Here is a 23,464-nt window from a genome sequence, read left to right as displayed (position 1 = left end):
GGGGGGGGCGGGGGGGGCGGCCCCCGCCCCCGGGGCCGGGGTCTGCGCGGGGGGGCCCCGCGCCGGGGGGGCGAACGGGGGTGCCCCGCCCGGGGGTGGGGGGCCCCGCCGCCGGCCCCGCCCACGGCAGGACTGGCCCGTGCACCACGGCTTCAGCCCCTTCGTCCAGCCCCGGCCCGCCGACTGGCGCCCCGGCCTGACCGTCGACGGCTACTGGTGGCCGTACGACGCCGCGACGGCCGAACTCCCCCGCGAGGTGCGGGATTTCCTCGACGCGGGCCCCGCGCCGGTCTTCGTCGGCCTGGGCAGCCCGACGGTGCCCGACCCCGAGCGGGTGAGCGGCCTGATCGTGCGGGCGCTGCGGGCGGCCGGGCTGCGGGGCGTGGTGCAGTCCGGCTGGAGCGGGCTGCGGGTGGAGGGGGACGACATGCTGACGATCGGTGAGGTGCCCCACTCCCTGCTGTTCCCCCGGATGGCGGCCGTCGTGCATCACGCGGGCGCGGGGACGACGGCCGCGGGGCTGCGGGCGGGCGTGCCGGCGGTGCCCATGCCGGTGTGGTTCGACGGGGCGTTCTGGGCCGCCCGGCTGAAGGCGCTCGGCGTCTCGCCCGGCTCCGTACCCCTGCGGCGGTTCACCACGCCGGACGCGCTCGCCGCGGCGCTCACCGCCGCCACGACGGACCCGGCCCCCCGCCGGCACGCCGCCGCCGTCGCCGCGCGGCTGCGGCGGGAGGACGGCGTGGAGCCGGTACGGGCCGCGCTCGCCCGGCTCGACCTCTGAACGCCCCGCGTGCGCGCCGCCGGACACGTACCGTGTGATCACGCGTGCCGGTGGGGCGCGGGGGAAGGGGAGTCGATGGTTCCGGGGACCGTGCAGCAGTTGACCATCCTGCTGATCCTGGTGCTGCCCGGGGTCTTCTACCAGGCCGTCAGGGAGCACCTTCGAGGGGCCGTCGCGGCCGAGCAGGAGCCGCAGAACCGGCTCGTACGGGCGATCGCCGCCGGTGCCCTGCTCGACGCCGTGTACGCGCTGGTCGCGGGGCCCTGGCTGGTGCTGGTCCTCGCGGGCGAAGGCGCCGGGCCGGTCGCGGGGGTGCTCCGGCAGCCCCGTGCGGCGGGGTTCGCCGCGCTCGTCCTCGTCGTCCTGGTGCCGGCCGGGGTCGCCTGGGCGGAGTCGGCGTGGGACCGGCGGCGCAGGAAGGCGCGGTACGAACCGACGCCGACGGCCTGGGACGCGCTCTTCCGCGACCGGGGTTCCTGCTTCGTCCGGGCCCGGCTGAAGAACGGCCTGTGGGTGGGCGGTTGGCTCGGGACCCGGTCGGCGGTCTCGGCGTACCCGCAGCAGGGGGACGTCTATCTGCAGGCGCAGTACCGCATGGGCCCCGACGGCGCCTTCCTGGGACGGGTGCCCGGCACGGCAGGGGTGTATCTGCGGGCCGCCGACATCGACGTACTGGAACTGCTCCACCCACCGGATCCGGCACCGAGTACGGGGACGGGCACGGACGCGGTCGCCGGCGAGACTCCGGGGGCCGTGCCCGTGCCGGCGCCGGCCGTCGTTCCGGCGCGCACACGAGAGGAAGGGACGGAACGTGACGCAGCACGAAGGGCAGCCCACTGACGAGGAGTTGGACGCCCTGCTCGCGGAGTTCTCCGAACGCCGCACCTACCGGCCCACCGACGAGGTGCCCGAGCCCGACGATGTGCCGCAGGCGCCCTCCGGGACCGCGATGGGCGATCCCGGAGATCCCTCGTCGGCCGCCGGCTGAGCCGGGGCGTCGGGACGTCGGCGCGGGTCGGTCAGGGCCCGTTGTGGAGGTGCGCGGCCCACAGGTGGGGCGCGTGGAGGAGGCGGGCGCGGAGCTCCCGGACCGGGCCGTGCAGGGCCGTCGCGGGGTCGAGGGGCCGCCCGTGCGCGAGGTCGTCCGCGAGGGAGGCGTAGAACCGCTCCGTCAGCCGGGTGGCCACCTTGTCGGCGACCGGCCAGAGCGTCCCGATCACATGCGGATACCCGGCGAGCTGGAACGCCGACACCAGGTGGACCGACTCGTCGGGGAGCAGCATCCCGCCCTGGGACGTCGAACACGCCGAGAGGACGGCGAGGACCGCCTCGGTCGGGCTCTGCTCGGCCGCGTGGAGGACCGTGAGCCGGCCGTCGTGGAGGACCAGACCGCTCGCGGAGGGCTCCAGCGGGTCGCTCACGCCGTGACAGCTGAAGTGGACCCAGGGGTGCGCCGGCAGGCGGTCGCGTACGGCGTCCACCGTGGCCGCCCGGCCCGCGAGTTCGACCCCGTCGGGGAAGAGGCCGCGCAGCAGCCGCGCCTCCTGCGACGCGCCGGGCAGCGGGGCGGCCCCTGGCGTCTCGGCGAGGGAGACGACCAGCGGAGCCGGGCGGCGTGCGGACGCGGTCGCGGGTGCGCGGCGGGCCCGGACCAGGGCGCGCAGGGTGGGCGTGTACGAGGAGACGACCCGGTCCATGACGCTCCGGCCGGAGCCGGCGGACGCGCGCGAGGCCGGGTCCGTACGGCCCGCGGCGTGCAGCGGCAGGAAGGACAGCCAGCCGGTGGGGCACCACCAGAGCCGTGTCCAGGGTTCGTCGTCGATCGGGACGGTGCGCAGACCGAGCCGGTCGAGCACCGGCTCGGTGACCGTGTCCCACAGCCACGCCAGCGTGTCGGTGAGCCTCCGCATCGCGGCGCGGGCGCGCGGCGCGCCCTGGAGGCCGTACGACTCCTCGATCGCGTCGAGGAAGTCGACGGCGCGGCGCTCGGCCTCTGCCTGGTCGAGGGCGGGCAGCGGGACCACCTCGATCCGCCCGTCGGGGGTGACGACGAGCGCGTCGGAGCGGTACCGGCTGACGTTGACCACCACCACGGGGCCGGCGGCGGCCGCCGGGAGGAGGTCCGCGACGCTCGGGGGGCTCAGGAAGTCGGCCAGGCCCGGGAGTCGGCGGATCCGGCCGAGCAGCGCGTCCCACTCGCGGGACAGGGCGTGCCGCGACTCGGCCGCGAGCCCCGCGTCGCCGCCACCGGCCCCGCGCTCGGGAGCGTGCGGGCCGGACGGCGGGGGCCCTGGCAGGCCCGAGGCGTGCGGGCCGGGGGGACCGAAGCCGGGGGCCCGCAAGTCGGTGCTCACGTCGACGCGGAGGCCCGCCGGCCCGCGCCCACCGGCGCTGAGGGCGTCGCGGATCCGTTCGAACTCGGCGGCCAGGCCGGGGGCGGCCGCCCGGAGCCGGGAGAGGTCGCCGCGGCTCTCCAGGCCCTGTGCGAGCAGCACTCCGCGGCCCTGTTCGAGGAGCGTGAGCGCCGCTTCGGGGTCCCCGGCCCGGAGGGCCAGCGCGGCGGCGTCGGAGGCGATGCCCCTGCCCGCGCCGAGCCGTGACTCCTGATCGGCGCGGCCGAGGCTGCGCGGAGCGAGTCGGGGCAGCAGGCCGACGGCGTAGGTGTACGCGGTGAGCGCCTCCCCGTCCCGACCGGAGGCGGCCGCCGCGTCGCCCCAGACGCGGGCGGCGAGCACCCGGGTCTGGACCGGTGCGACCGGACTGTGCGCCGACTCCCGGGCCAGCCGGGTGGCCTCCGCCAGGTCGGCGGGATCGCCGATCACCGCGCGCCCGAGCTGGGCCCGGGCCAACAGCCATTGGGTGTGGGCCTGGTCGGGATGGCCGTCGGGGATGCGCGCGAGGGCCTCCCGAGCCGCGCTCACCGCCCGCTCCAAGAAGTCGCGGGCGGCCCGGCCGGCCGGGTCCTCGGCGAGTTCCCCCGCGAGGACGCAGGTGGTGGACAGATTCATCAGGGCCGCGGCCCGCCGCGGATGCCCGTCGCCCAGACCGGCGACCGCTTCCTCCAGGACCGTCCGCGACTCCGCCAGCGCGGCGACGTCCGCCTCCTGGGAGAGGGTGTATCCGGGCAGGGCGAGGCTCAGCAGCAGGACACCGAGGTTGACGCGGGCGATGTCCCTGGCGTGCCGCTCTCCGTGCTCCAGCGCGATGGCCTCGCGCAGCAGCCCGGCGGCCTCGTCGGCGGCGGCCCGTTCCTCGGTGATCTGGTGCCAGGACCGGAGCGCCTCGGCGAGGTTGGAGAGCAGTCCGGCGCGCTCGAACGCGGTGGGCGGGCTCTCGTCGACGGCACGGCGCAGGACCGTCACGGCCTCCGCGAGCCAGGTCCGGTCGCCGGTGATCCGGGCGCGGTGCATCAGGGCGGCGCCCAGGTTCGTCAGCACACCGCCGATGCCCGCGGCCCGGACGGGCGCGGTGGCGACCGCCTCTCGCAGAACGCCGATCGCGGTGTCCATGAGGGCGTCGTCGGCGGTCTCGGCCGCGCGGCCCCACAGGCACCAGCCGTAGCTGGTGAGAACGGCGGACCGGTCGCGGGGGGCGCGGGCCGCGTCGAGGGCCGCCCGGTAGCGCGTGAAGGCCTCCTCGCGCAACGCCTCGTCGTGGGTACGCAGATGGAGGTCGGCGAGGACGTTGGCGAGGCCGACGAGGGCACGGGGGACGGACTCGCCCAGCTCACGGGAGCCCAGGGCCGGGGCCGCCTGCGCGGCCGCGACCGCCCTGCGGTGCCAGGTGACGGCCTCCTCCAGGAACGCGCCGTCCCCGGTGAAGCGGGAGAGCGAGCGGAGCGCGTTGCCCAGGCGGCTGTAATTGCCCTCCTGGCCTGGCACGGCGGAGCCGGTGTCCCGCACCGCCTCGCGCAGCACCTCCACGGCCTCCTCGACCAGCCGGGCGTCCGAGCGGAACTGCGCGAGGTACTGCAGGCCGTCGCCGAGGTTGCCCAGCCGGTGCGGGAGGTAGTGGTCGTCCGGCGGGGAGGCGTCGACGGCGTCCCGGTGCGCCCGCACGCCCTCGGCGAGGAGCTTTCCGTCGGCGGTCAGGGTGGCGAGGCCGATCAGGGCCGCGCCGAGGTTCGAGCGGTGCGCCGCCTCCTCCGAGGGGCTGCCGCTCTGCGTGGCCGCCAGCGCCTCGCGCAGCACGCGCACGGCTTCGACGAAGTGGGCCGGGTCGCTCGTCGTGGTGGCTCGGTCGAGGTGGAAGGCGCCCAGGCCGCCGAGGTACTCCGCGCGGCGGGGGTCGTCGGCGGGGAGCAGCCCGATGGCCTGGCGCATGAGGGCGACCCCCTCCTGCCGGTCCCGCTCGGCGTCGCCGTGCGGGTCCGCTGAGCGCGGGTCGTCCGGGGCGTCGGGCCGGCGGGGCCGCATGGGGTCCGGAGCCTGATGGGCCGCCAGCTGGGCGAGCGCCGACCCGAGGTGGAAGCGCACCTGCGCCTCCCGGGTCCCGCTCGTGCGCGGCAGCGCCAGGCACGCGCGGAGCGTCCGTACCGCCTCGTCGGCCGCCGCGGCAGCCGCCGCCTCGTCGCCCGGCCTCTCGCTGACGGCCTTGAGAGCCAGGGCGAGCTTGAGGAGGGCGCCGGCGTGCTCGGCCGAGTGCGGCGGGGCCGCGGCGACGAGCCTGCGCAGGAGGGCGACCGGCTCGTCGAGGGCGTCGGGCGCTTCGGTCACGCGCGCGTGCATCCGCAGCAGGTCGGCGAAGTCGGTGCCGCGGGAGATGCCACGCGGATCGTCGGCCGGGGTGGCGTCGAGCGCCTCACGGGCGCTGTCGATCGCCGCCTCCAGATCGGCGACGCCGCCGCGTGCGACGAACCGGGCGCGCAGGACGTCGCTCAGGACGCTCTTCGCCTGGGCGCGGACGGGGTGCCCGGCGGGGGCGGTCTCCACGGCCTCCCGGGCAGCGCTGTACGCGGCGTCGAGGGCGGCGGGGCTCCCGCTCCGGATGCCCTGGCCGTAGAGGACGAAGGCGAGCTGGCTGAGCGCTATGGCCCGTTCGACGATGTTGGGCGCCCGTTCGGCCGCGCGCCGGCAGATCTCGACGCCCTCGTCGTAGAGGGCGGTACGGGTGGCGCTGTCGTGACCGGCGGGCACCCCGGCCGTTCCCGTACCCGCCCCCGGAGGCGGACCCGTTCGGGTGGCCGTCCCGACGGGTCCCGAACCGGGGGTTCCCGGCCCGTCGTGCCCCGCGTCGGTGGTCGGCTCCGGCGCGAGGGAGAGGGTGATCAGCGCGGCCCCCAGATCCATGAGGTACGCGCCGGTGGGCGGCTGGTCCGCCGCGGAGACCGCGACCGCCTCGCGGAGCGCCCTGACCGCCTCGGGCAGCAGCGAGGTGTCGTCGAGCAGGACCGCGGCCGAGACGAGCGTGGAGCCCAACTGGGCCAGGAACAGGGCGTGGAAGACGTCCTGCGGCTCGGTGAGCCGGATCGCCTGCCGCGTCTCGCCCAGGCACTCGCGCATCACGGCCGGATCGGAGGTCGCGTCCGCCCAGGAGCGCAGCGCGAACCCGAGGTTGGCGTGCCTGCGCGCCTGCTCTTGCCGTTCGCCGGGGGCGGCGGCGACGGCGGCGCGGCTGACCTCCACGGCGTCGGCGAGCACGTCGCGCCCCGCCCCGTCCCGGTAGGCGTACACCATGGTCAGGCCGAGGTCCGACAGACAGGTGCCCTGTTCGGCGCTGCCGGCCGGGAAACCCCCGACGGCGTGGCGCAGCAGCCGGGCGGCGGCGGGCAGCACCGCCGGGTCGCGGTTCCGTTGGTACAGCACGGAGATCCCGGTGCCCGCCTGGAAGGCGTCCCCGGGGTCGGCGTCGGCCCCGGCGGGCTCGTCCGCGAGGACGGCCAGGAGCGGGCGGACGAGCGGCGGCATGCGCTCGGGGTAGGCGGCGTGGACGTCGAGGAAGCAGAGCAGGGCAGCGCCGAGCGCCGCGGCGTCCTCGCCGCCGCCGGCGAAGTAGCGGCCCCACTCGAGGAACCCGAGGGCGTAGCTGCCGACCAGCAGGACCCTGCCGTCCGGCAGCGTGGCGGCGCGGCGGACCTCCTCGGCGGCGGCCTCGGCCTCGTCGGTGAGGAACCAGCGCAGTTCCTCGGCGTCCTCCTCCGCCCGCAGGGTACGGGCCAGGATGACGTTCGCCTTCTCCTCCGCGAACCGGGACCTCTCCTCGGCCGTCATGGTCTCGTGCCGCCCGCCGTCCACGCACCGTTCCTCTCACCGTCCGCGCGTCGGCCCTGTCGCCGTCCGCGCACCCTGTTCCCGGCCGTGCGGGACGTCCGTCACATGCCCTGGGCGGGCGGGACATCGTCAGCGAGGAGCAGGACCAGGTCCTCGCGGGCCGGCCGTTCGTGCGGGGCGAAGCGTCCCGCCTGGCGCTCGACCATCGTCTCGAGCAGCGTCCGCGCGTCCCGCCCGTTGGCCGGGTCGCCGCGTCGGGCACGCCGGTCGAAGTGCTCCGTCAGCAGCCCGGTGACCTCGGGGGCGAGACGGAACTCCAGGGCTTCCGCCTGGAGTTCGACGATCCTCGTCAGTTCGTCGGGTTCGTAGGCCACGAACTCGACGGTCCGCGAGAAGCGGGAGCGCAGTCCCGGTGTGGCGTTCAGGAACGTCCGCATCTCCTCGGTGTAGCCGGCCGCGATCACCACGACCTCGTCGCGGTGGTCCTCCATCAGCTTGGTCAGGACGTCGATGGCTTCCTGGCCGAAGTCGCTTCCGGCGCCGAACCTGCGCGACAGGCTGTATGCCTCGTCGATGAACAGGACGCCGCCGCGGGCGCGTTCGAAGACGCGTTGCGTCTTCTGGGCGGTGTGGCCGAGGTACTCGCCGACGAGGTCGCCGCGGGCGGCTTCCACGAGGTGTCCCTGCCGCAGCGCGCCGAGGCCGGCCAGGATCTCGCCGTACAGGCGGGCGACGGTCGTCTTGCCGGTTCCCGGCGGGCCCGAGAAGACGAGGTGGTGGGCGACGGGCGGGGCGGGGAGGCCCGCGGCCTCGCGCCACCCGGCGAGCCGGATCAGGTCGACCTGTACGCCGACCTGCCTTTTCGCGGCGTCGAGGCCGATCATGCGGTGGAGCGCGGCGAGCGCGGCGGCCTCGGGCCTGTCCGGGGGCCCGCCGGCCGGGCCGGTGGTCCGGGTCGCTGCCGTGCGAAGGCCGTCGAAGCGCACGCGGGTGTTGCCGCCGGCGACGGCTTCCCCGCGGAAGCCGGTCACCTCGCAGTCCGTGAACCGGCCGTAGACCGATGCGGCCAGCCGGATGCCGTCGGCTTCGCCGCCGCGCAGGACGGCGTGCTCCACGGTGGCGTGGCTGTTGTCGCTGAGGATGACGCCGCAGCCGGCGGAGTCCGTGACCGTGAGCCGGTCGATCGTGACGTCGGCCGTCGACACGGCGAGGACGCCCGCCTCCGCGGGTGCGGACACCGCGCAGTCCCGGGCGGAGAGGTGGGTGTCGTCACGGCAGTTGAGACCGAACAGTCCCGTCCGCTCCAGGGTGCAGCGGTCCGCCGTCAGCCGCGCCTTGCCTTCGAGGCAGATGCCCGAGTTGGTCATGTCCGTGATGGCGGCCCCGGTCACCGTGACGGTGACCGCGTCGCCCCGCGCGAGCAGGCCGGTGCCGCCGTTCGTCAGGTGTACGTCGGTGAGTTCGGCGGTGGACTCGTCGCGGATCAGGACGGCGCTGCCGGTGTGCTCGGCGATCCGCAGACCGCTCGCCCGGCACCGCGCCTTGTGGACGAGGAGCCCTAGGCGCCCCTTCCGCATCCGGCACTCCTCCATGACGAGCGAGCCGCCCTCGGCGAGGCTGACGCCGGTGTCGCCGGTGTTCTCCCAGGCGCAGTCCGTGAGCCGCCCGCGGCCTTGCCCGCCCACGCTGACGCCGGTGACGCGGCAGTGGTCGAAGCGGCTCCCCCGCACGACCGGGTCGGCTCCGCGGGCGATGTACATGCCGTGCTCCGCCGTCGTGACGGTGGTGTCCTCGACGGTGCCGCGCGCCTGGTCGACATAGGAGAGGGCCGTCGTCGGGATGTCGCGGACGTCGCAGCGGGCGACGTCGACCTCCGCCTGCTCGGTCGCGAGGACGGCGTGGCCCGCGGTGCGGTGCAGGCGGCAGTCCTCGAGGGTGGCGGTGGAGGCGGAGACGCTGACGCCGCAGCCCCGGGCGTCGGCGATCTCACAGTCGGTGAGGGTCGCGTGGGCGCCTTGGGTGAGGACGACGGCGTCGGCCTTGGCGGCGAGGAAGCGGGTGTGGCGCACGGTGGCGCGGGCCGCCGTCAGCGCGGTCCGGCCGGTCCGGATCACACCGTGCTCGATCGTGATCTCGCCACCGGGCAGGACCTGGACGGCGTACTCCCCGCGGCCCGCCACGCTGCACCCGCTCATCCGGAGCCGGCCGGTGACGCGGACGGCGGCGGAGGCCCTGTTGACGATCCGCAGGCCGGTGAGGGTGACGTGTCCGGTGCAGTCGACGGTCACCTCGTCCGGCGTCTCGATCTCCACGGTGCCGCCGCCCCTGGCCGCGCGCACTTCGACGGTTCCGCCGAGCGTCAGCGGCTGGGGGTACCGGCCGGGTTCGACGAGGACGAGGACCGGGCGGCTGCCGGCGTCGACGCGGAGGGCGGAGGCGATGGTGCTGTGGGCGCCGGGTTCGTCCGGCGCGACCCGCAGGGTCAGGGGCTCGCCGGTGGCGCGGGGGCCCGGCAGCACCGGGCCGGCGTCCGCGGGGCCGCCGGGGGCGCTCACGCCGCCGGCGGATCCGATCCGGCGCAGGGCGGCGGTCAACTGCTCCGGGAAGACGTCGAGTCCGTGCCAGTTGGCCGGACCAGGCGGGTGCAGCGGCACGATCTCCACGATCCGCTGGTCCGGCCGCAGGGGGAAGGCCCGGTGCGGCAGCGGGGCCGGCGACGGGACACCGGGGGCGAGCCGTCCGAGGACGGCGGTCGCCCGGAGCGCGGTCCCGCCGCGCCGGGTCAGGGCGGCGCCGGTGGTCACCTCGATCAACTCGCCCCAGGTGAGGACGCGTTCGCCGGGGCCGACGGTCAGCCGCACCCCGTCCTGGGACACGCGCAGTCGGACGGGGTCGGCGAGGAGGCGCACCAGCCGCCCCACGCCGGTCACGGCGGCGGCCAGGGCGGCCGTCGACACCGCGACCGTCTGCGGGAAGGCGACCCCCTGTCCGACGGCCACCGCGCCCGAGGCGCACAGGGCGGCGAGCGCGGTCAGCGGGCGGGTGCGCATGAGCAAGGACGCGTACCAGGGCAGGAGTTGCCCGGGTACGGTGACGCCGGCGGCCCGGTCCGGGGGCAGGGTGGCGGTCCCGTGCCAGCGGTCTCCGGCAGGGGGCCGCAGGAGCCGGTCGAGGCGGTCCGGTGTCAGCGCCAGGGGCCGCAGGTCGAACTCGACGGCCTGCCAGGACGGCGACCATCCCAGCGACCGGCGTCCTCCGAGCCCGGTCGGGCTGCCGCCGCGCGGCCGGACCAGGAGACGGCCCCGGAAAGCGGCCGCCGGGTCGACGGCGGCCGGTACGGTACGCGCTTCGGGGACGAGGAACATCGCCTCGATCGCGTCCCACGGGAGCCGTAAGCGGCGTAATCCCCGGCGCAGTTCGAGGCCGTCGGGGGCCACGACGAGCCGGGTCGAGGCCGTGGCCCTCGCCAGGAGCCGTGCGAGCACCACGGCCCACACCACGGCACCGAAACCGAGGAGGGCCGTCCGGGCCGGCGCGGCATGCGCCGCGACGACGGCGTAGGCGCACAGCCCGAACGCCACGGCAGCCGGTACGGCGAGCACGACGGCCTCCCCGCGCGCGTCCCCCGCCGTCCCGACCCGGACGGTCCCGCCCCCCGCGTCGCCACGGACCTCGGGATCGAGCGCCTGTGCCATCACACCCCCGTCGGCATCCCCCATGCGTGTGCGTTCAACGTAACGCAGCGGCATCACCGCCCGCGACCGGACCCCCGACTCCGCGTGACCACCGGCGCGCAGGTTCTCCCGACCGCACGCCGGGACCAACTGCCGTGTGTCGCATGGCAGTCACCGGGGTGGCCGGATGGCCTACGGCAGCGAGGCGGCGACCACGGCGGCCGCCTCCGCGATCAGACGATCGTCGTGGGGGGCGTCGGGGTCGGGGCGGTGGGAGAAGACGGCCAGGGCGAGGGGGGCAGCGTCCGGGCGCCAGACGATGGCGATGTCGTTGCGGGCCCCGTAGCCGCTGCCGGTTCCCGTCTTGTCGCCGACCACCCAGCCTCGGGGGACTCCGGCCCTGATCAGCTTGTCCCCGGTCGTGTTGGTCCGCAGCCAGGTGGTGAGCCGCTCGCGTTCGGGCGTCTTGAGCGCGTCCCCGAGGACGAAGGCGCGCAGATCGCGGGCGAACGCGCGCGGTGTGGTCGTGTCGCGGGTCTCCCCCGGGGCCCAGCGGCTCAGCTCGGGCTCTCGGCGCTCCATCCGGGTGACGTCGTCACCGAGTCGGGCGAGCGCGGTGTCCAGGCCGTGGGGGCCGCCGAGCGCGTCGAAGAGGAGGTTGGCCGCGGTGTTGTCGCTGTACCGGACGGCGGCGTCGCACAGTGCGCTCAGGGTCATTCCGGTGCCGACGTGCTTCTCGGTGACGGGAGAGTGCGCGACCAGATCGTCCCGGGTGTAGGTGATCACGCGGTCCATGCCCCGGAGGGTGTACTTCCGCAGGACGGCTCCGGCGGCGAGCGCCTTGAAGGTGGAGGCGTAGGCGAACCGCTGGTCGGCGTTGTGCGCGATCTCGCGGCCCGTGCCGGTGTCGACGGCGTAGACGCCGAGCCGTGCGCCGTACTTCCGTTCGAGCGCGCTCAGCCGGGCGGCGTACGGCGCCGGGTCCGCCGTCGGCGAGGCCGTCGGCGCCGTGGGCGGGGCGGGGGGGCGGGACGAGGAGGCGGGCGTGCCGTCCCGGCCGCAGGCGGTGAGCGGGACGAGGGTGAGGGTGACGAGAGCGCCGAGGAGGGCGCGGCGGACTCGACGGTGGCGCATGGTCCGTACCTTCATCCGTGCGGGGGGATCGGGGTCGTCCACACCCTCGCGTCGAACGGCCCCGTAGTCCAACACCCCGGGCCACGGATTCCGGCCGTTCCGCTCCCGCCGGAGGCCCGTCCCCGCCCTCCGACGACATGCGGCCCGCGGATAACCGTCCGAAAATTGGGCGCATCGGTCACGTTCAGCTCGCGATCGACCGGGCAACCGCCCCTGCAGACACCGATCGACCCGCGTGGAGTGAGGACGGTCCCCCCACTCCTTCCCTCCGGTGCGGCCCGCCGGCCGCGCCGCGAAGCACCGAAGACCGCCCAGGAGAGCGCATGACCGAGAACCCCGCACCCGAGAGCCGTTCGCACGCCGACGTGCCCGAGGGTGCCGCCCCCGGCCGCCCCGGGGTGCAGCCGCCCTCGCTCCAGGAGCCCACCGAGCCCCACGGGCCGCTTCCGCCCAAGCCGGACCAGCGCGGTCCGGAGACGGTGGGGCCCACCGGACAGGCCACGGGGGACGATCCCGCCCGTTCGGCGCAGAGCGGCGCCTATCTCACCACGGCCCAGGGAGCGCGGCTCTACGAGACGGACCACTCCCTCAAGGCGGGCCCGCGCGGTCCGGTGCTCCTCCAGGACCACCACCTGCGCGAGAAGATCACCCACTTCGACCATGAGCGCATCCCGGAGCGGGTGGTGCACGCGCGGGGCGCGGGCGCGCACGGCGTCTTCCAGAGCTACGGCACGGCGAGCCGGGTGTGCAAGGCTGCGTTCCTCGCCGCGGACGTCGAGACGCCGGTGTTCGTACGGTTCTCCACGGTGCTCGGCTCGCGCGGTTCGGCCGACACGGTGCGCGACACCCGGGGCTTCGCCACGAAGTTCTACACCGAGGAGGGGACGTTCGACCTCGTCGGCAACAACATCCCGGTGTTCTTCATCCAGGACGCGATCAAGTTCCCGGACGTCATCCACGCCGGCAAGCCGCATCCCGACCGGGAGATCCCGCAGGCGCAGAGCGCGCACGACACCTTCTGGGACTTCGTGACGCTGCACACCGAGGCGACCCACCACACGTTGTGGAACATGTCCGACCGGGGCATCCCCCGGTCCTACCGCATGATGGAGGGCTTCGGCGTCCACACCTTCCGGCTGGTCGACGCCGAGGGCGGTACGACGCTGGTGAAGTTCCACTGGAAGCCGAAGCTCGGCGTCCACTCCCTGGTGTGGGAGGAGGCGCAGCTGGTCAACGGGATGGACCCCGACTTCCACCGGCGGGACCTGTTCGACGCGATCGAGGCCGGGGCGTATCCGCAGTGGGAGCTGGGGATCCAGGTCTTCCCCGACACGCCGGAGCAGACCTTCGAGGGGATCGATCTCCTCGACCCGACGAAGTTCGTCCCGGAGGAGCTGGCGCCGGTGCAGCCGGTGGGCCTGCTGACCCTCAACGCCAACACCAAGAACTTCTTCGCGGAGACCGAGCAGGTCGCCTTCCACCCCGGCCACCTCGTGCCGGGCATCGACGTCACCGACGACCCGCTGCTCGCAGGGCGGCTCTTCTCGTACCTGGACACCCAGATCAGCCGGCTCGGCGGTCCCAACTTCGGGCAGATCCCCATCAACCGTCCGCACGCACCGGTCAACGACATGCTGCGCGACGGCATGCACCAGACGGCGGTGCACACGGGCACGGCGCCCTACCGGCCCAACTCCCTCGACGGGGGCTGCCCCTTCCTGGCCGGCGCCGACACCGGCGCGTACATCGAGGCGCCGGTCCCGGTGCCGTCCTCGGTCAAGGAGCGCGAGGCCCCGGAGTCGTTCTCGGACCACTTCAGCCAGCCCCGCCTGTTCTGGCTGAGCATGACCCCGACGGAGCGCGAGCACATCATCGCCGCGTACACCTTCGAGCTGAACAAGTGTTACGAACAGGCCATCAAGGAGCGGGCCCTGACGGTGCTCGCCAACATCGACGCGGTCCTGTGCGAAGGCGTGGCGGCCGGGCTCGGCCTGCCGGTGCCGCCCGCGACGGTGCCACCGGCCGCGGCCGAACCGAGCCCCGCCCTCTCCCAGCTGGGGCAGACCTGGCCCGCGGCCGGGCGCGTCGTCGGCATCGTCGCCGACGAGAACAGCAACGCGGCGGACGTACGGGCGCTGCGGGACGCGGCGCAGGAGGCCGGGATGGTCGCGATGGTCGTCGCCCCGAGCGGCGGCACGCTCGACGCGGACGGTGGCGGCGATCCGATCGGCGTGCAGCGTACGTACGCCACGGCGCGCTCCACGGAGTTCGACACCGTGGTCGTGGTCGGCGCGCCCGCGCCGGGCCTCGACGCGACGGGTGCCAGGGACGCGAAGGCGGGGCTGCTCCCGACCGACACCGCGCCGGTCGATCCGCGGGTCCTGCTGCTGGTCACCGAGGCGTACCGCCACGGGAAGGCGATCGGCGGCGTCGCCGGGGCGGACGCGGTCCTGGAGGCGGCCCGGCTGCCCTCCGACACGCCGGGTGTGGTCATGGGCGCCAGTGCGGCGGAGGTGTGGGAGCCGCTGACGGGCCTGCTGGCGGGTCACCGCGTCTGGGAGCGTTTCCCCGCGTCGATCTGAACCGGCCCGGAGGCCGGAGGTCGCCGGCGGTCCGCGTCCCGGGCGCGCCCGGGACGCGGCCGTCCGGCGCGCGGCCTCACGCGGCAGGCCCCCGGAGCACTGCTCCGGGGGCCTGCGCGCGTTCCCGCCGGGTGTCAGGCGAGGGTGATGTTCTCGGCCTGGGGGCCCTTCTGGCCCTGGGTGACGTCGAAGGTCACGGCCTGGCCTTCCTGGAGCTCACGGAAGCCGGTGGAGTTGATGTTCGAGTAGTGCGCGAACACGTCCGGACCGCCGCCGTCCTGGGCGATGAAGCCGAAGCCCTTTTCCGAGTTGAACCACTTCACGGTTCCGCTGGCCATGTGTATGCCTTTCGCTTCGATGTCGGGACCGCACCGCGCGGACCCGGAGGTGATCGCCCTGGTCCTCAGGCACTGCACAGAGCAAAGCGCCCGCACCATGGCGCGGGCGCCGGGTTGCGAACCACGACATCTGAGGACGACGCTACACCGCGAGACGGTCTGTTGCCAGAGAGCAACGATCACCAAAACGCGGCGTCCCCCACAAGATTCACAGGATCCGGAGGACCGGCCCCGCGTCGTCCCCTCACGGCGGTGTCCGGAACGTCCGGCCTGGGCCGGGACGTTCCGCCTGGGCCGGGACGTTCCGGAGCTTTCTCAGTCGTCGAGGACTCTCCGCCAGGCGGTCGTGCCGAGGAGGCCCGTCTCGCCGACATCGAGGCCGCCGTCCGGCTCCACCGTCTGGCGCGGCGCTCCGGGGGCCGGGGCGATCTCGACGTACACGCCGCTGCCCCGCTGCGTGGCGGTGTCGACGGCCGAATAGCGCCATACGAAGACGCTGCGCGCCGACTCCCCCGGCGCGAGGACCACGGGGTGGGGGCCCGGGTCGTCCAAGGATGTGATGGGCTCCGGCCCCTTCAGGACGGTCACGTCCATCGGCCGGCGTCCGACGTCCCGTACGCGCACGTCGGGATAGCCGTTCAGGCGCAGTTCGGCCGTACCGCAGCGGGTGAGGGTGACCGGCATGGCGCGCAGGCCCATGGCGGCGTTCACGGAGCCGGTGGTGACGCGCCATCCGGAGGCCGGGCAGGCGCCGGCGGTGGTGGCGGGATCCGGTACGGCGCCCGCGGCGGGACCGGGCGCGGGGGCGTCGGCGCCGCCGGTGGCGGACGGGCGTGGTGGCGCCTGGGCGCCGGTGCGGGCGGGGTCCACCTCGCGGTCGATCTCGGCCGCGAGCCCGCAGCCCGCGCAGAGGGTGGCGACGGCTGTGAGGAGGAGCGCCCGCCGCACGGTCATCCGGGTCATGCGGCGATCATCACACGGGGCCTCGCCGCCCGGGCGCGCCGGGGGCTTCGCCCGCCGCTCGCACACGGGCCCCTGCGGACCTGTCGGCCTCCCCGGGTTTGGTACGCGATATGTCGGCAACGCTCACTGAGACACGAGCGCACGAAGGGAGGGCGGTTTCATGATCCAGATGTCCATCCCGCTGGTTCCCACCGCCGACGGTGGTCTGCTGATCCCCGCCGGGCATGTCACCGCCCTGCTGCGCGGCCTCGCGGTCGACTGGGTGGAGGCGGGCGGCTCGGGCGAGATGCGCGGCGACGAGCGGACCATCCGCGAACTCGCGGCCGTGCTGACCGAACTGGCCGACCAGGTCGATGTCGAATGCATCGGGTTCGCGTCCGAGGCGAACGAACCGGAGACGGACCGGCCGGATACGCCGGCCGGCGAAGAAAACGGCCCCGAGGGGAACGGATCCGAAACGGACCACCCCGGGACCGGCAAGCCCCGAGCCGACGATCCCGACACGGGCGACCAGCCCTGAGGATGCGTCGCCGGCACCGACCGACGACGGCCCTGACGACCCGACCGTGACTCCACCGTCCATGACCTCGGTGGCTCTCCGTTACGGCCGCGGCCGCCGGCCCGGGTGACCGAGCCTCGCGGACGAGGCCCCCACAGACCGGCCGTCCGACCGTCCCTGACGCGGTCGGGCGGCCGCCCCGTGCGCGCGCTCCCCCGGCCGAGTGCCTCTCGGCCGTGTCGGCGCCCGGGCGGCCCGCCGTGGGACGAGGATGTGCCCCACCCTCTCCGACTGGCAGGAGCCCATCCCATGCTCGAACGCAAGCGCCGCAAGGGCGGCAAGCAGCACACCGAGGTCACCTTCGTCCTGCCCGTCGACGCGCCCCCGGGACCGGTCAGTGTCGTCGGCGACTTCAACGACTGGCAGCCGGGCGCGCACCTGCTGCAGCCCCGCGAGGACGGCACCCGGGCCGTGACCGTCGCCCTGCCCGGCGAGAGCACCCACGCCTTCCGGTACCTGGCCGCGGGTGATTACTGGTTCAACGACGAGGGTGCCGACGCCCTCGAAGGACACAACAGCCTCGTCCGCACCTGACGGCCGAGTCCTCCCGGGACGCCTCGCACGCCCAGGCCCCTCCGAGGGGCCGCCGGGCCCCTGGCCACCGGCCCGGGAGAGCCCCCAGACCGGGCCCGCACTCGTCCGTTCGGCGGGCGAGCCGGGGGCGCGAGTACCGTGGGAGGGGTTCCCGGGTCGTGTGAGGCGGATGGGGTGACGGTCGTGTCGACTTCGAGTCACGAGACGTTCGGCGCACCCTGCTGGGTCAGCCTGATGGCCCCCGACCTGCGCGCCACCCAGGACTTCTACCGCGCCGTCCTCGGCTGGAGGTTCCGCCCCGCCCACGTCAGCGACGGCTTCTCCATCGCCATCAGCGACGGCGTCCCGGTCGCGGGCGTCGGAGCGCTGGCCCCCTCGTTGTCGGTCCCGGTGGCCTGGACGCCGTACTTCGCGGTCGAGGACGCCGACGCGACCGCCGCCCGCATCCTCGAACGGAGCGGGACGGTCGCCGTCGGGCCCCTCTCCTTCGGTACCGGACGGGCCGCGCTCGCCGCCGACCTCGACGGGGCGACCTTCGGCATCTGGCAGGGGGCCGCGATCCCCGACTGGGGCGTCGGCGGCGAGGCGGCTCCGGCCTGGCTGGAACTGCGGACCAGGAACGCCTTCGACGCGGCCATCTTCTACGGCGAGGTCCTCCAGTGGGCCTGTGACCAGCCCGGCTGCTGCGAGGTCGCGTACGTGGAGAAGGACAACCACATCCTCCTGCGCCACGGCCGCCAGACGGTGGCCCGACTGCACAGCGGCGCTCTCGCCGAAGCCCCGGACCCGCGCGTCCGCCCCCGCTGGCAGGTCCACTTCCGGGTCCCGGACCTGGAGGCGGCCGTCAAGGCGGCCACCGCCCTCGGCGGCGAGACCGTCGCCGAGACGGCCCCGGATCCCGGTACGCACGGCGTCATCCTGCGGGACCCCGACGGCGCCCTCTTCGGCCTCGCCCCCACCGCCGTACCGGCGCCGGTCTGACCGGATCCGCCCGCCGCGCTGCCGACGTGCGCGCGGTGTACCGGAGGGGCAGACATCCCCGGCGGCCGTGCCGCGCGTCCGGCGCGCGGGTCAGAGCACCGTCTCCCCCGGCGCCGGCTCGCGCCGCGGCTCCGGCTGCGCCTCGGCACCCGGCCCGGGACTCCGTACGACGCCGCTCATCGGACCCGCGGCGACGTGCGCGGAGGCGTCCGCCGGGGCGTTCACGGGGCGGCGGTTGCCGATGCCGCGGTAGACGACCGGCGCCCGGTGCATCACCAGGGGCGGCAGGCAGTTCTTGGCGTCGATCACCACCCGCGGGCCGCTCATCCGGGTGGCGAGGTCCGCCCAGTCGGCCTCGACCACCTGGGGCCACTCGGTGAGGACGAGGACGGCCTGCGCACCGGTGACGGCCGCCGGGAGGTCGGTGTGGGGGACGGCCCGGGGCGAGAGGTGCAGCAGTTCCTCGGGGGTGAGGCCGGGGTCCCACAACCGCACGGTGGCGCCGAGCCCCTGCAGGAGGGGCAGCAGCGTACGGCTCGGCGCGGCCCTCAGGTCGTCGTTCCAGGGTTCGTAGCGGACGCCGAGCACCGCGATCTCCCGGCCGTCCAGTTCGGCCCCGACGCTCTCCTTGAGCAGCCGGAGGATGGCCCCGGGCTGCTGTTCATTGGTCCGCACGGTGGCGTCGAGGATCGGGGTCGCGATGCCCCGCTCGGCGGCCCAGCGGGCGAGCGCGGTGGTGTCCGTGGGAAGACAGGAGTCGCCGTAGCCGGTACCGGGCTGGAGCAGCGCGTGGCCGATGCGCGGGTCGAGGCCGACCCCCTGGATGACGTGGTCGATGTTCAGGTCGGGGCCCGTGCAGAGGCGTGCCAGCTCGTTGGCGAAGCTGATCTTGGTGGCGAGGAAGGCGTTGCTCGCATACTTGATCATCTCGGCGCCGGCGGGGGTGGTGGTGACCCAGGGACAGCTCACCGCTGCGTACAGGTCCCGCAGCCGGTCGAGGGCGGTGGGGTCCAGGCCGCCGGCCACGATCCGGGCCGGCGCGTGCCAGTCGTCGAGGGCGCTGCCCTGGTTCAGGAACTCGGGGTTGCAGACGAAGCGCTGCCGCAGTTCCGGGTACTCCGCGAGGAGCATGTCGCTGGTGCCGGGCGGGACCGACGACTTGAGGACCACCAGGGGGTCCCCCGCCAGTTCGGCGGCCTCGTCGATGGCGGCGAGGACCTGGGAGAGGTTCGCCGATCCGTCGGCGGCGGGCGGGGTCCCCACGCAGATCAGCACGGCGTCGAGGGGGTCGGCGACGATGGCGTCGGGCAGCTCTTCGACGAAGTCGAGCCGCCCGGTGCGCAGGACGGCCGTCATCTGCTCGACGAGTCCGGGTTCGAAGACGGGGGGTTCCCCGGCCCGCAGGGAGGCGAGCCGCTCCCAGTCCTGCTCCACGCCGACGACCCGGTGCCCTTGCTGGGCGAGCGCCACGGCGCCGGTCACGCCGACGTACCCCTGTCCGACCACCGCTGTGCGCATCGCCGCTCCCTGGGGGCTCACCGCTTGTCCTCCTCCACAAGAGCACACCCGGTGAGGGGGCGGCCTGTTTTGGTCACCCCGCACGGCGGCAGGCGGGACCGGCGGGCCACCCGATCGAAGGTCTCCGTTTCGGGCGGCCCGGAAACGGGCAGCCGCGCGGCGACAGACCCAGCCGAACCCGAGCGAGGGGGGCTCCCCCCATGTCAACCGGGATACTTTTGGCCATCATCATCCCCGCGGCGGTGGTGATCGTCCTGATCGCCGTGGCCGTGACGGCCGACCGGCGACGGCGTCGCCTGAGGGACCGCTTCGGTCCGGAGTACGACCGGACGGTCGAGGAGGCCGGTGGCCGCAGGGCGGCCGAGCAGGAGCTCGCCGAGCGGGAGAAGCGCCATGACGCGCTCGAACTGCGGCCTCTGGAGAGCAGCGAACGCGACCGCTACGCGCGGGAGTGGAACGGCGTGCAGGAGGAGTTCGTCGACCGGCCGAAGGAGGCCGTGCACGACGCCGACCGGCTCGTGACGGCGCTGATGAGGGCGCGCGGCTACCCCACCGAAGACTTCGACCAGCAGCTACGCGACCTGTCGGTCGAGCACGGCCGCACCCTGGAGCACTACCGGGCCGCCCACGAGGTCGACACCCTGGGTGAAGGCCGCCAGGCCACCACGGAGGAGTTGCGTGGGGCGATGGTGCACTACCGGGCGCTGTTCGACGAACTGCTCGCCGACGGCCGGCGGCCCGGACCGCCGGGAACGGGCACCTGACCGGTCCCCCGCCGCGCGCACCGACGCGCGGCCGCGGACGGCGGACACACGAGGAGACGTCATGCACCACCACGACCACCTGCCGGACCGCGACAAAGGACGCGGCCTGACGACCGAGGACCTCGCCGGCCTGCGAGAGGACCGGGAGCCCGCCGCCGGCACGGAACCGGAGGCCGCGGCGCCGGTGTATCCGGGCGAGGCCGCCCGTACCGTCGACGGATCGGAGACCGGCGCGGACCGCCGGACGGAGCCGCCGGGAGACGCGGCGGCGGCCGACGGAGGGCCGGACGGCCCCGACGGCCCTGCGGAGGAGAGGCAGGGCGGAGCTCCCGTCGCGCCCGGTGATCGGGCTCCGGACGAGATCCCCGTCGACGCGAGCACCGCCGCGACGACCGGCACGAAAACCGGCGCGAGGGTCGAGGAACCCTCGGGCGGCGGCGCGGACGAGGAGGCGCCCGAGCTGCTGTCCGCGCGGGACGTGGACGCCTACCGGACCCGCTGGCAGCAGATCCAGAACGACTTCGTGGACGACCCGAGGGAGGCGGTCCACGCGGCCGACGGCCTGGTCGCGGACGTCATGCGCACGCTGGCCGAGACCTTCGCCGAGCACAAGAGGGGCCTGGAGGGCCAGTGGAACCAGGGCGAGGCGGTCGACACCGAGAGCCTGCGGATGGCTCTGCGGCAGTACCGCTCGTTCTTCCACCGGCTGCTGACCAAATGAGCCGCCCGGGCCGGTGACCGCGTCGGAGGCAGGGCGCGCCCGGGACCCGGAACGCGGCAAGGACTGTAAGGCGGCAAGGACCTGGAAAGCGCCATGGACCGGCCCGAGGGCCGGTCCATGGCGACGCCGGTTCATGACGACGTCGGTCGTGCTCTCCGCGCAGCACCCCGAGGGCGATCACTCGCCGGGACGGTCACGCGCGGCGCGAGCGGCTTCCGGTGAAGAGCCGGTACACCGCGAGGAGGATCATCGATCCGACGATGGCCGCAATCCAGGTGGACAGCTCGAAGAAGCCGTCGATGGAGTCGACCCCGAAGATCACCTTGCCGAGCCAGCCGCCGAGCAGACCGCCCGCGATACCGATCAGCATGGTGATGATGAGACCGCCCGGGTCGCGTCCCGGCATGAGCGCCTTGGCGATCAGGCCGGCCAGCAGTCCAATGACGATCCAGGCGATGATGCCCATGGTGGTCCTCCCTCTCGGCTGACGTGCTGTGTGGTCTCTCCTCCATCGGATACGCGCCACGGCCGGATTCAAACGCTCCGGGCCGGTGCAGACCGGCGGACGTTCTCGCGAAGGCCCGGTCCGGCACCCGTCAGTCCGTCGAACGGCCGTCGTCGGAGGTGGTGATGCGCGCGCAGCGGGCCACCGTCGCGGCCAGGTCGCCCTCGGTGCGCAGCAGCTCGCGCTGCACGCGGGCGCCGTTGCCCCGCGCCAGCAGCTCCGCGATCCCCTGCCGGACCCGGTCGGCGTCGCCCAGGTCGTCCAGGGCCGGCTCCACGTGCCGGTACAGCGCCTTGACCGCGCTCTCGGCCGGGACCTGCTCCATGGTCTCGGGGTGGACCAGCGGGCCGTCCAGGCCCGAGCGTCCGGCCCGCCAGGAGGCGAGCCGCAGCAGGCTGGTGTTGATCCGGGGCGGCGGCTCGCCCTCGCGCCAGGACCGCGAGGCGGTCTCCACCAGGCCGCGCACGAGAGCGGCCAGCAGGACGGGCGTGGTCGACTCCAGGCAGACGTCGGCCACCCGGACCTCGACCGTGGGGTAGGAGGCGGAGAGCCGGGCGTCGAAGTAGATCATCCCCTGGTCGCGCAGCACGCCGGTGGCGACCATGTCCCGGACCAGCTCGTGGTAGCGCTCCGGGGAGCCGAAGGCGTCCACCGGGCCGGCCGAGGGCCAGCGGTTCCACACCTGGCTGCGGTAGCTCGCGTAGCCGCTGTCCTCGCCTTGCCAGAAGGGCGAGTTGGCGCTCATGGCCGTGAGGACGGGGAGCCAGGGGCGGATGCGGTCCAGGACCGCGACGCCCTCCTCGTCCGACTCGACCGAGACGTGGACGTGGCAGCCGCAGGTCAGCTGTTCCAGCGCGGTCAGGCCGAACTCCCTGCCCATCCACTGGTACCGCTCCCCCACGCTGAGCGAGGGGCTCACCGGCAGCGGGGAGGTGCCTATGGCGGCGACGACCGCGCCGACGGTGGCGGCATGGCGGGCCGACTCGCCGCGCCACCGGACGATCTCCTCCTGGAGGTCGTCCATCCTCTTCACCGGCCGGGTGGCGAACTCCAGCTGTTCCTTCTGCAGTTCCTTCTCGAACTCGTGGTCCTCGTCCCCGCCCTCGTGCTCCGCGGCCCGCTCCGCCGCGGCGAGCACGGCGCCCGCCAGGGCACGCGGCATGCCGGTCTCGGCATCCACGATCAGGAGTTCTTCTTCCACGCCCACGCTGCGCACGTCGCCGTTCATCGTTCGCTCTCCTCCGACGCTGTCCCCACCGTCGCACGGAGGGGGTGAGTTCACCTACCCGTACCGGCGCCTTCCCTCCCGTGACGAGTTGACGCCAGTCGGCGAGTGTCGCCGTATGGGCGTGGTGCGGCACGGGCAGAACCGAATCGGACAGTTCATCCCGGACGGGGAGGAGTCACCGATGCTGTCGCACATCATCGACCGGCTGAGACGGCGCCCGAAGGCGCCGGCGGCGGAGCCGGTCTTCACCGCCGACTTCGCCTCGACGGACCAGTGGGTCGCCGGGCGGTCCTGGGCCTATCCGAACGGCGGCCCGACCAACCCCGGGGACAACAAGCTCGATCACCTCGTCGAGGACCCCGCGTACAGCCGCACGGGGCGCTTCAAGGCGACCCGGCGCCCGGACGGGAACTGGGACGCGGGCCTGCTGACGACGGAGGGCAGCGCGGAGGGCTTCATGGTCCGCGCCGGGGACGTCCTTCAGGCGCGGGTCCGGCTGCCCGAGGAGATGGGGGCGTGGCCGGCGATCTGGACCTGGCTCGACGGGGGCCAGGAGATCGACGTCTTCGAGTACCACCCCGACAACCCGGATCTGCTGGAGCTGTCCAACCGCGTGAAGGGCGGGCACCTCTATTTCCGTAATGCCGCGATCCGGCCCGGAGAGTGGGTGGAGCTGCGGATCGAGCTGGGTGCCCGCTCCGTGGTGTGGCACGTCAACGGCGAGCGGGTGTTCAGCGACGGGCGCGGAGTGGGCCGCCGCTGGAAGGCCTACCTCATCGTCAATCTCTCGGTCTGCGCCGGCCGCTACCACCCGCCGCCCGACCCGGGCGCCTCGGAGATGTCCTACGAGGTGGCGGACCTGCGCGTGTACCGGAGCTCCTGAGGCCGGGCCGCTCTCCCCGGCGCGGGACCGCTCCGCCGCGGCCGTGGCGGGCGGCGCCGCGGCATGAACCGGCGGCCGGCGGGCATCCGG

At 74.7% G+C, this 23,464-nt stretch carries 17 protein-coding genes and 1 pseudogene; 10 read left to right on the top strand and 8 right to left on the bottom strand.

What is annotated here, in order from left to right; all coding sequences use genetic code 11:
• Nucleotides 1–79: 79 nt before the first annotated feature.
• From ACZ6RC_RS18140 to ACZ6RC_RS18130, 3 genes and pseudogenes are all read left to right on the top strand, one after another.
• Nucleotides 80–781, top strand: a pseudogene (locus ACZ6RC_RS18140) (glycosyltransferase); the annotation flags it as partial.
• A 75-nt stretch (nucleotides 782–856) separates the two neighbouring features.
• On the top strand, nucleotides 857–1,621 hold the full coding sequence (locus ACZ6RC_RS18135; RefSeq protein ID WP_469584099.1) for a DUF6338 family protein: 765 nt from the start codon (nucleotides 857–859) through the stop codon (nucleotides 1,619–1,621).
• Complete coding sequence (locus ACZ6RC_RS18130; RefSeq protein ID WP_391136944.1) at nucleotides 1,593–1,769, top strand: hypothetical protein; 177 nt, start codon at nucleotides 1,593–1,595, stop codon at nucleotides 1,767–1,769. Before ACZ6RC_RS18135 ends, ACZ6RC_RS18130 begins: the two co-directional genes overlap by 29 nt.
• A gap of 31 nt (nucleotides 1,770–1,800) precedes the next feature.
• Here ACZ6RC_RS18130 and ACZ6RC_RS18125 read toward each other — a convergent pair whose 3' ends face one another.
• The 3 genes from ACZ6RC_RS18125 to bla all read right to left on the bottom strand — a co-directional run bounded on the left by ACZ6RC_RS18125 (nucleotide 1,801) and on the right by bla (nucleotide 11,798).
• Nucleotides 1,801–7,014, bottom strand: a complete 5,214-nt coding sequence (locus ACZ6RC_RS18125) for a CHAT domain-containing protein (protein ID WP_469584095.1) — start codon at nucleotides 7,012–7,014, stop codon at nucleotides 1,801–1,803.
• Between the two features lie 77 nt (nucleotides 7,015–7,091).
• Nucleotides 7,092–10,685 carry a right-handed parallel beta-helix repeat-containing protein gene (locus ACZ6RC_RS18120; protein WP_469584092.1) on the bottom strand — a complete coding sequence of 1,198 codons (3,594 nt, stop codon included), beginning with the start codon at nucleotides 10,683–10,685 and terminating at the stop codon, nucleotides 7,092–7,094.
• Nucleotides 10,686–10,856: 171 nt separating this feature from the next.
• Nucleotides 10,857–11,798: a class A beta-lactamase gene (gene bla / locus ACZ6RC_RS18115; protein WP_469584089.1), complete on the bottom strand. Its 942-nt coding sequence runs from the start codon at nucleotides 11,796–11,798 to the stop codon at nucleotides 10,857–10,859.
• Nucleotides 11,799–12,121: 323 nt separating this feature from the next.
• On the opposite strand from bla, the gene ACZ6RC_RS18110 reads away from it, so the two are divergent.
• Nucleotides 12,122–14,380: a catalase gene (locus ACZ6RC_RS18110; RefSeq protein WP_469584086.1), complete on the top strand. Its 2,259-nt coding sequence runs from the start codon at nucleotides 12,122–12,124 to the stop codon at nucleotides 14,378–14,380.
• A 134-nt stretch (nucleotides 14,381–14,514) separates the two neighbouring features.
• Here the strand turns inward: ACZ6RC_RS18110 and ACZ6RC_RS18105 are convergent, their stop codons facing one another.
• Both ACZ6RC_RS18105 and ACZ6RC_RS18100 read right to left on the bottom strand, forming a co-directional pair.
• The gene (locus ACZ6RC_RS18105) at nucleotides 14,515–14,718 is read right to left on the bottom strand and encodes a cold-shock protein (protein ID WP_365720040.1); all 204 of its coding nucleotides are present in this window, start codon (nucleotides 14,716–14,718) and stop codon (nucleotides 14,515–14,517) included.
• 315 nt (nucleotides 14,719–15,033) lie between these two features.
• Complete coding sequence (locus ACZ6RC_RS18100; protein ID WP_469584082.1) at nucleotides 15,034–15,681, bottom strand: DUF4232 domain-containing protein; 648 nt, start codon at nucleotides 15,679–15,681, stop codon at nucleotides 15,034–15,036.
• Between the two features lie 160 nt (nucleotides 15,682–15,841).
• Here ACZ6RC_RS18100 and ACZ6RC_RS18095 point away from each other — a divergent pair, with 160 nt between their 5' ends.
• The 3 genes from ACZ6RC_RS18095 (at nucleotide 15,842) to ACZ6RC_RS18085 (ending at nucleotide 17,755) form a co-directional block, all read left to right on the top strand.
• Nucleotides 15,842–16,201 carry a DUF6213 family protein gene (locus tag ACZ6RC_RS18095; protein WP_469584079.1) on the top strand — a complete coding sequence of 120 codons (360 nt, stop codon included), beginning with the start codon at nucleotides 15,842–15,844 and terminating at the stop codon, nucleotides 16,199–16,201.
• Nucleotides 16,202–16,489: 288 nt separating this feature from the next.
• Complete coding sequence (locus ACZ6RC_RS18090) at nucleotides 16,490–16,774, top strand: isoamylase early set domain-containing protein (protein WP_391136964.1); 285 nt, start codon at nucleotides 16,490–16,492, stop codon at nucleotides 16,772–16,774.
• Nucleotides 16,775–17,008: 234 nt separating this feature from the next.
• Complete coding sequence (locus ACZ6RC_RS18085; RefSeq protein WP_391138517.1) at nucleotides 17,009–17,755, top strand: VOC family protein; 747 nt, start codon at nucleotides 17,009–17,011, stop codon at nucleotides 17,753–17,755.
• 90 nt (nucleotides 17,756–17,845) lie between these two features.
• On the opposite strand, the gene ACZ6RC_RS18080 is transcribed toward ACZ6RC_RS18085, so the two are convergent.
• Nucleotides 17,846–19,294, bottom strand: a complete 1,449-nt coding sequence (locus ACZ6RC_RS18080; protein ID WP_469584075.1) for a UDP-glucose dehydrogenase family protein — start codon at nucleotides 19,292–19,294, stop codon at nucleotides 17,846–17,848.
• Between the two features lie 179 nt (nucleotides 19,295–19,473).
• On the opposite strand from ACZ6RC_RS18080, the gene ACZ6RC_RS18075 reads away from it, so the two are divergent.
• Both ACZ6RC_RS18075 and ACZ6RC_RS18070 read left to right on the top strand, forming a co-directional pair.
• Complete coding sequence (locus tag ACZ6RC_RS18075) at nucleotides 19,474–20,037, top strand: hypothetical protein (protein ID WP_469584070.1); 564 nt, start codon at nucleotides 19,474–19,476, stop codon at nucleotides 20,035–20,037.
• Nucleotides 20,038–20,098: 61 nt separating this feature from the next.
• A complete protein-coding gene (locus ACZ6RC_RS18070; RefSeq protein WP_469584064.1) occupies nucleotides 20,099–20,758 on the top strand; it encodes a hypothetical protein in 660 nt (219 codons plus the stop codon).
• A gap of 193 nt (nucleotides 20,759–20,951) precedes the next feature.
• On the opposite strand, the gene ACZ6RC_RS18065 is transcribed toward ACZ6RC_RS18070, so the two are convergent.
• On the bottom strand, nucleotides 20,952–21,224 hold the full coding sequence (locus tag ACZ6RC_RS18065) for a GlsB/YeaQ/YmgE family stress response membrane protein (protein ID WP_469584061.1): 273 nt from the start codon (nucleotides 21,222–21,224) through the stop codon (nucleotides 20,952–20,954).
• A 130-nt stretch (nucleotides 21,225–21,354) separates the two neighbouring features.
• Complete coding sequence (locus ACZ6RC_RS18060) at nucleotides 21,355–22,479, bottom strand: glutamate--cysteine ligase 2 (RefSeq protein WP_469584383.1); 1,125 nt, start codon at nucleotides 22,477–22,479, stop codon at nucleotides 21,355–21,357.
• A gap of 193 nt (nucleotides 22,480–22,672) precedes the next feature.
• On the opposite strand from ACZ6RC_RS18060, the gene ACZ6RC_RS18055 reads away from it, so the two are divergent.
• Nucleotides 22,673–23,374 (top strand): beta-glucanase, encoded by a 702-nt coding sequence (locus ACZ6RC_RS18055; RefSeq protein WP_469584058.1) that lies wholly within the window; start codon nucleotides 22,673–22,675, stop codon nucleotides 23,372–23,374.
• Nucleotides 23,375–23,464: the final 90 nt, after the last annotated feature.

This window comes from Streptomyces sp. NPDC048353, from assembly GCF_055587165.1.
The sequence above is the reverse complement of the archived record's forward strand: the minus strand, read 5'-3'. Positions and strand labels throughout refer to the sequence as shown.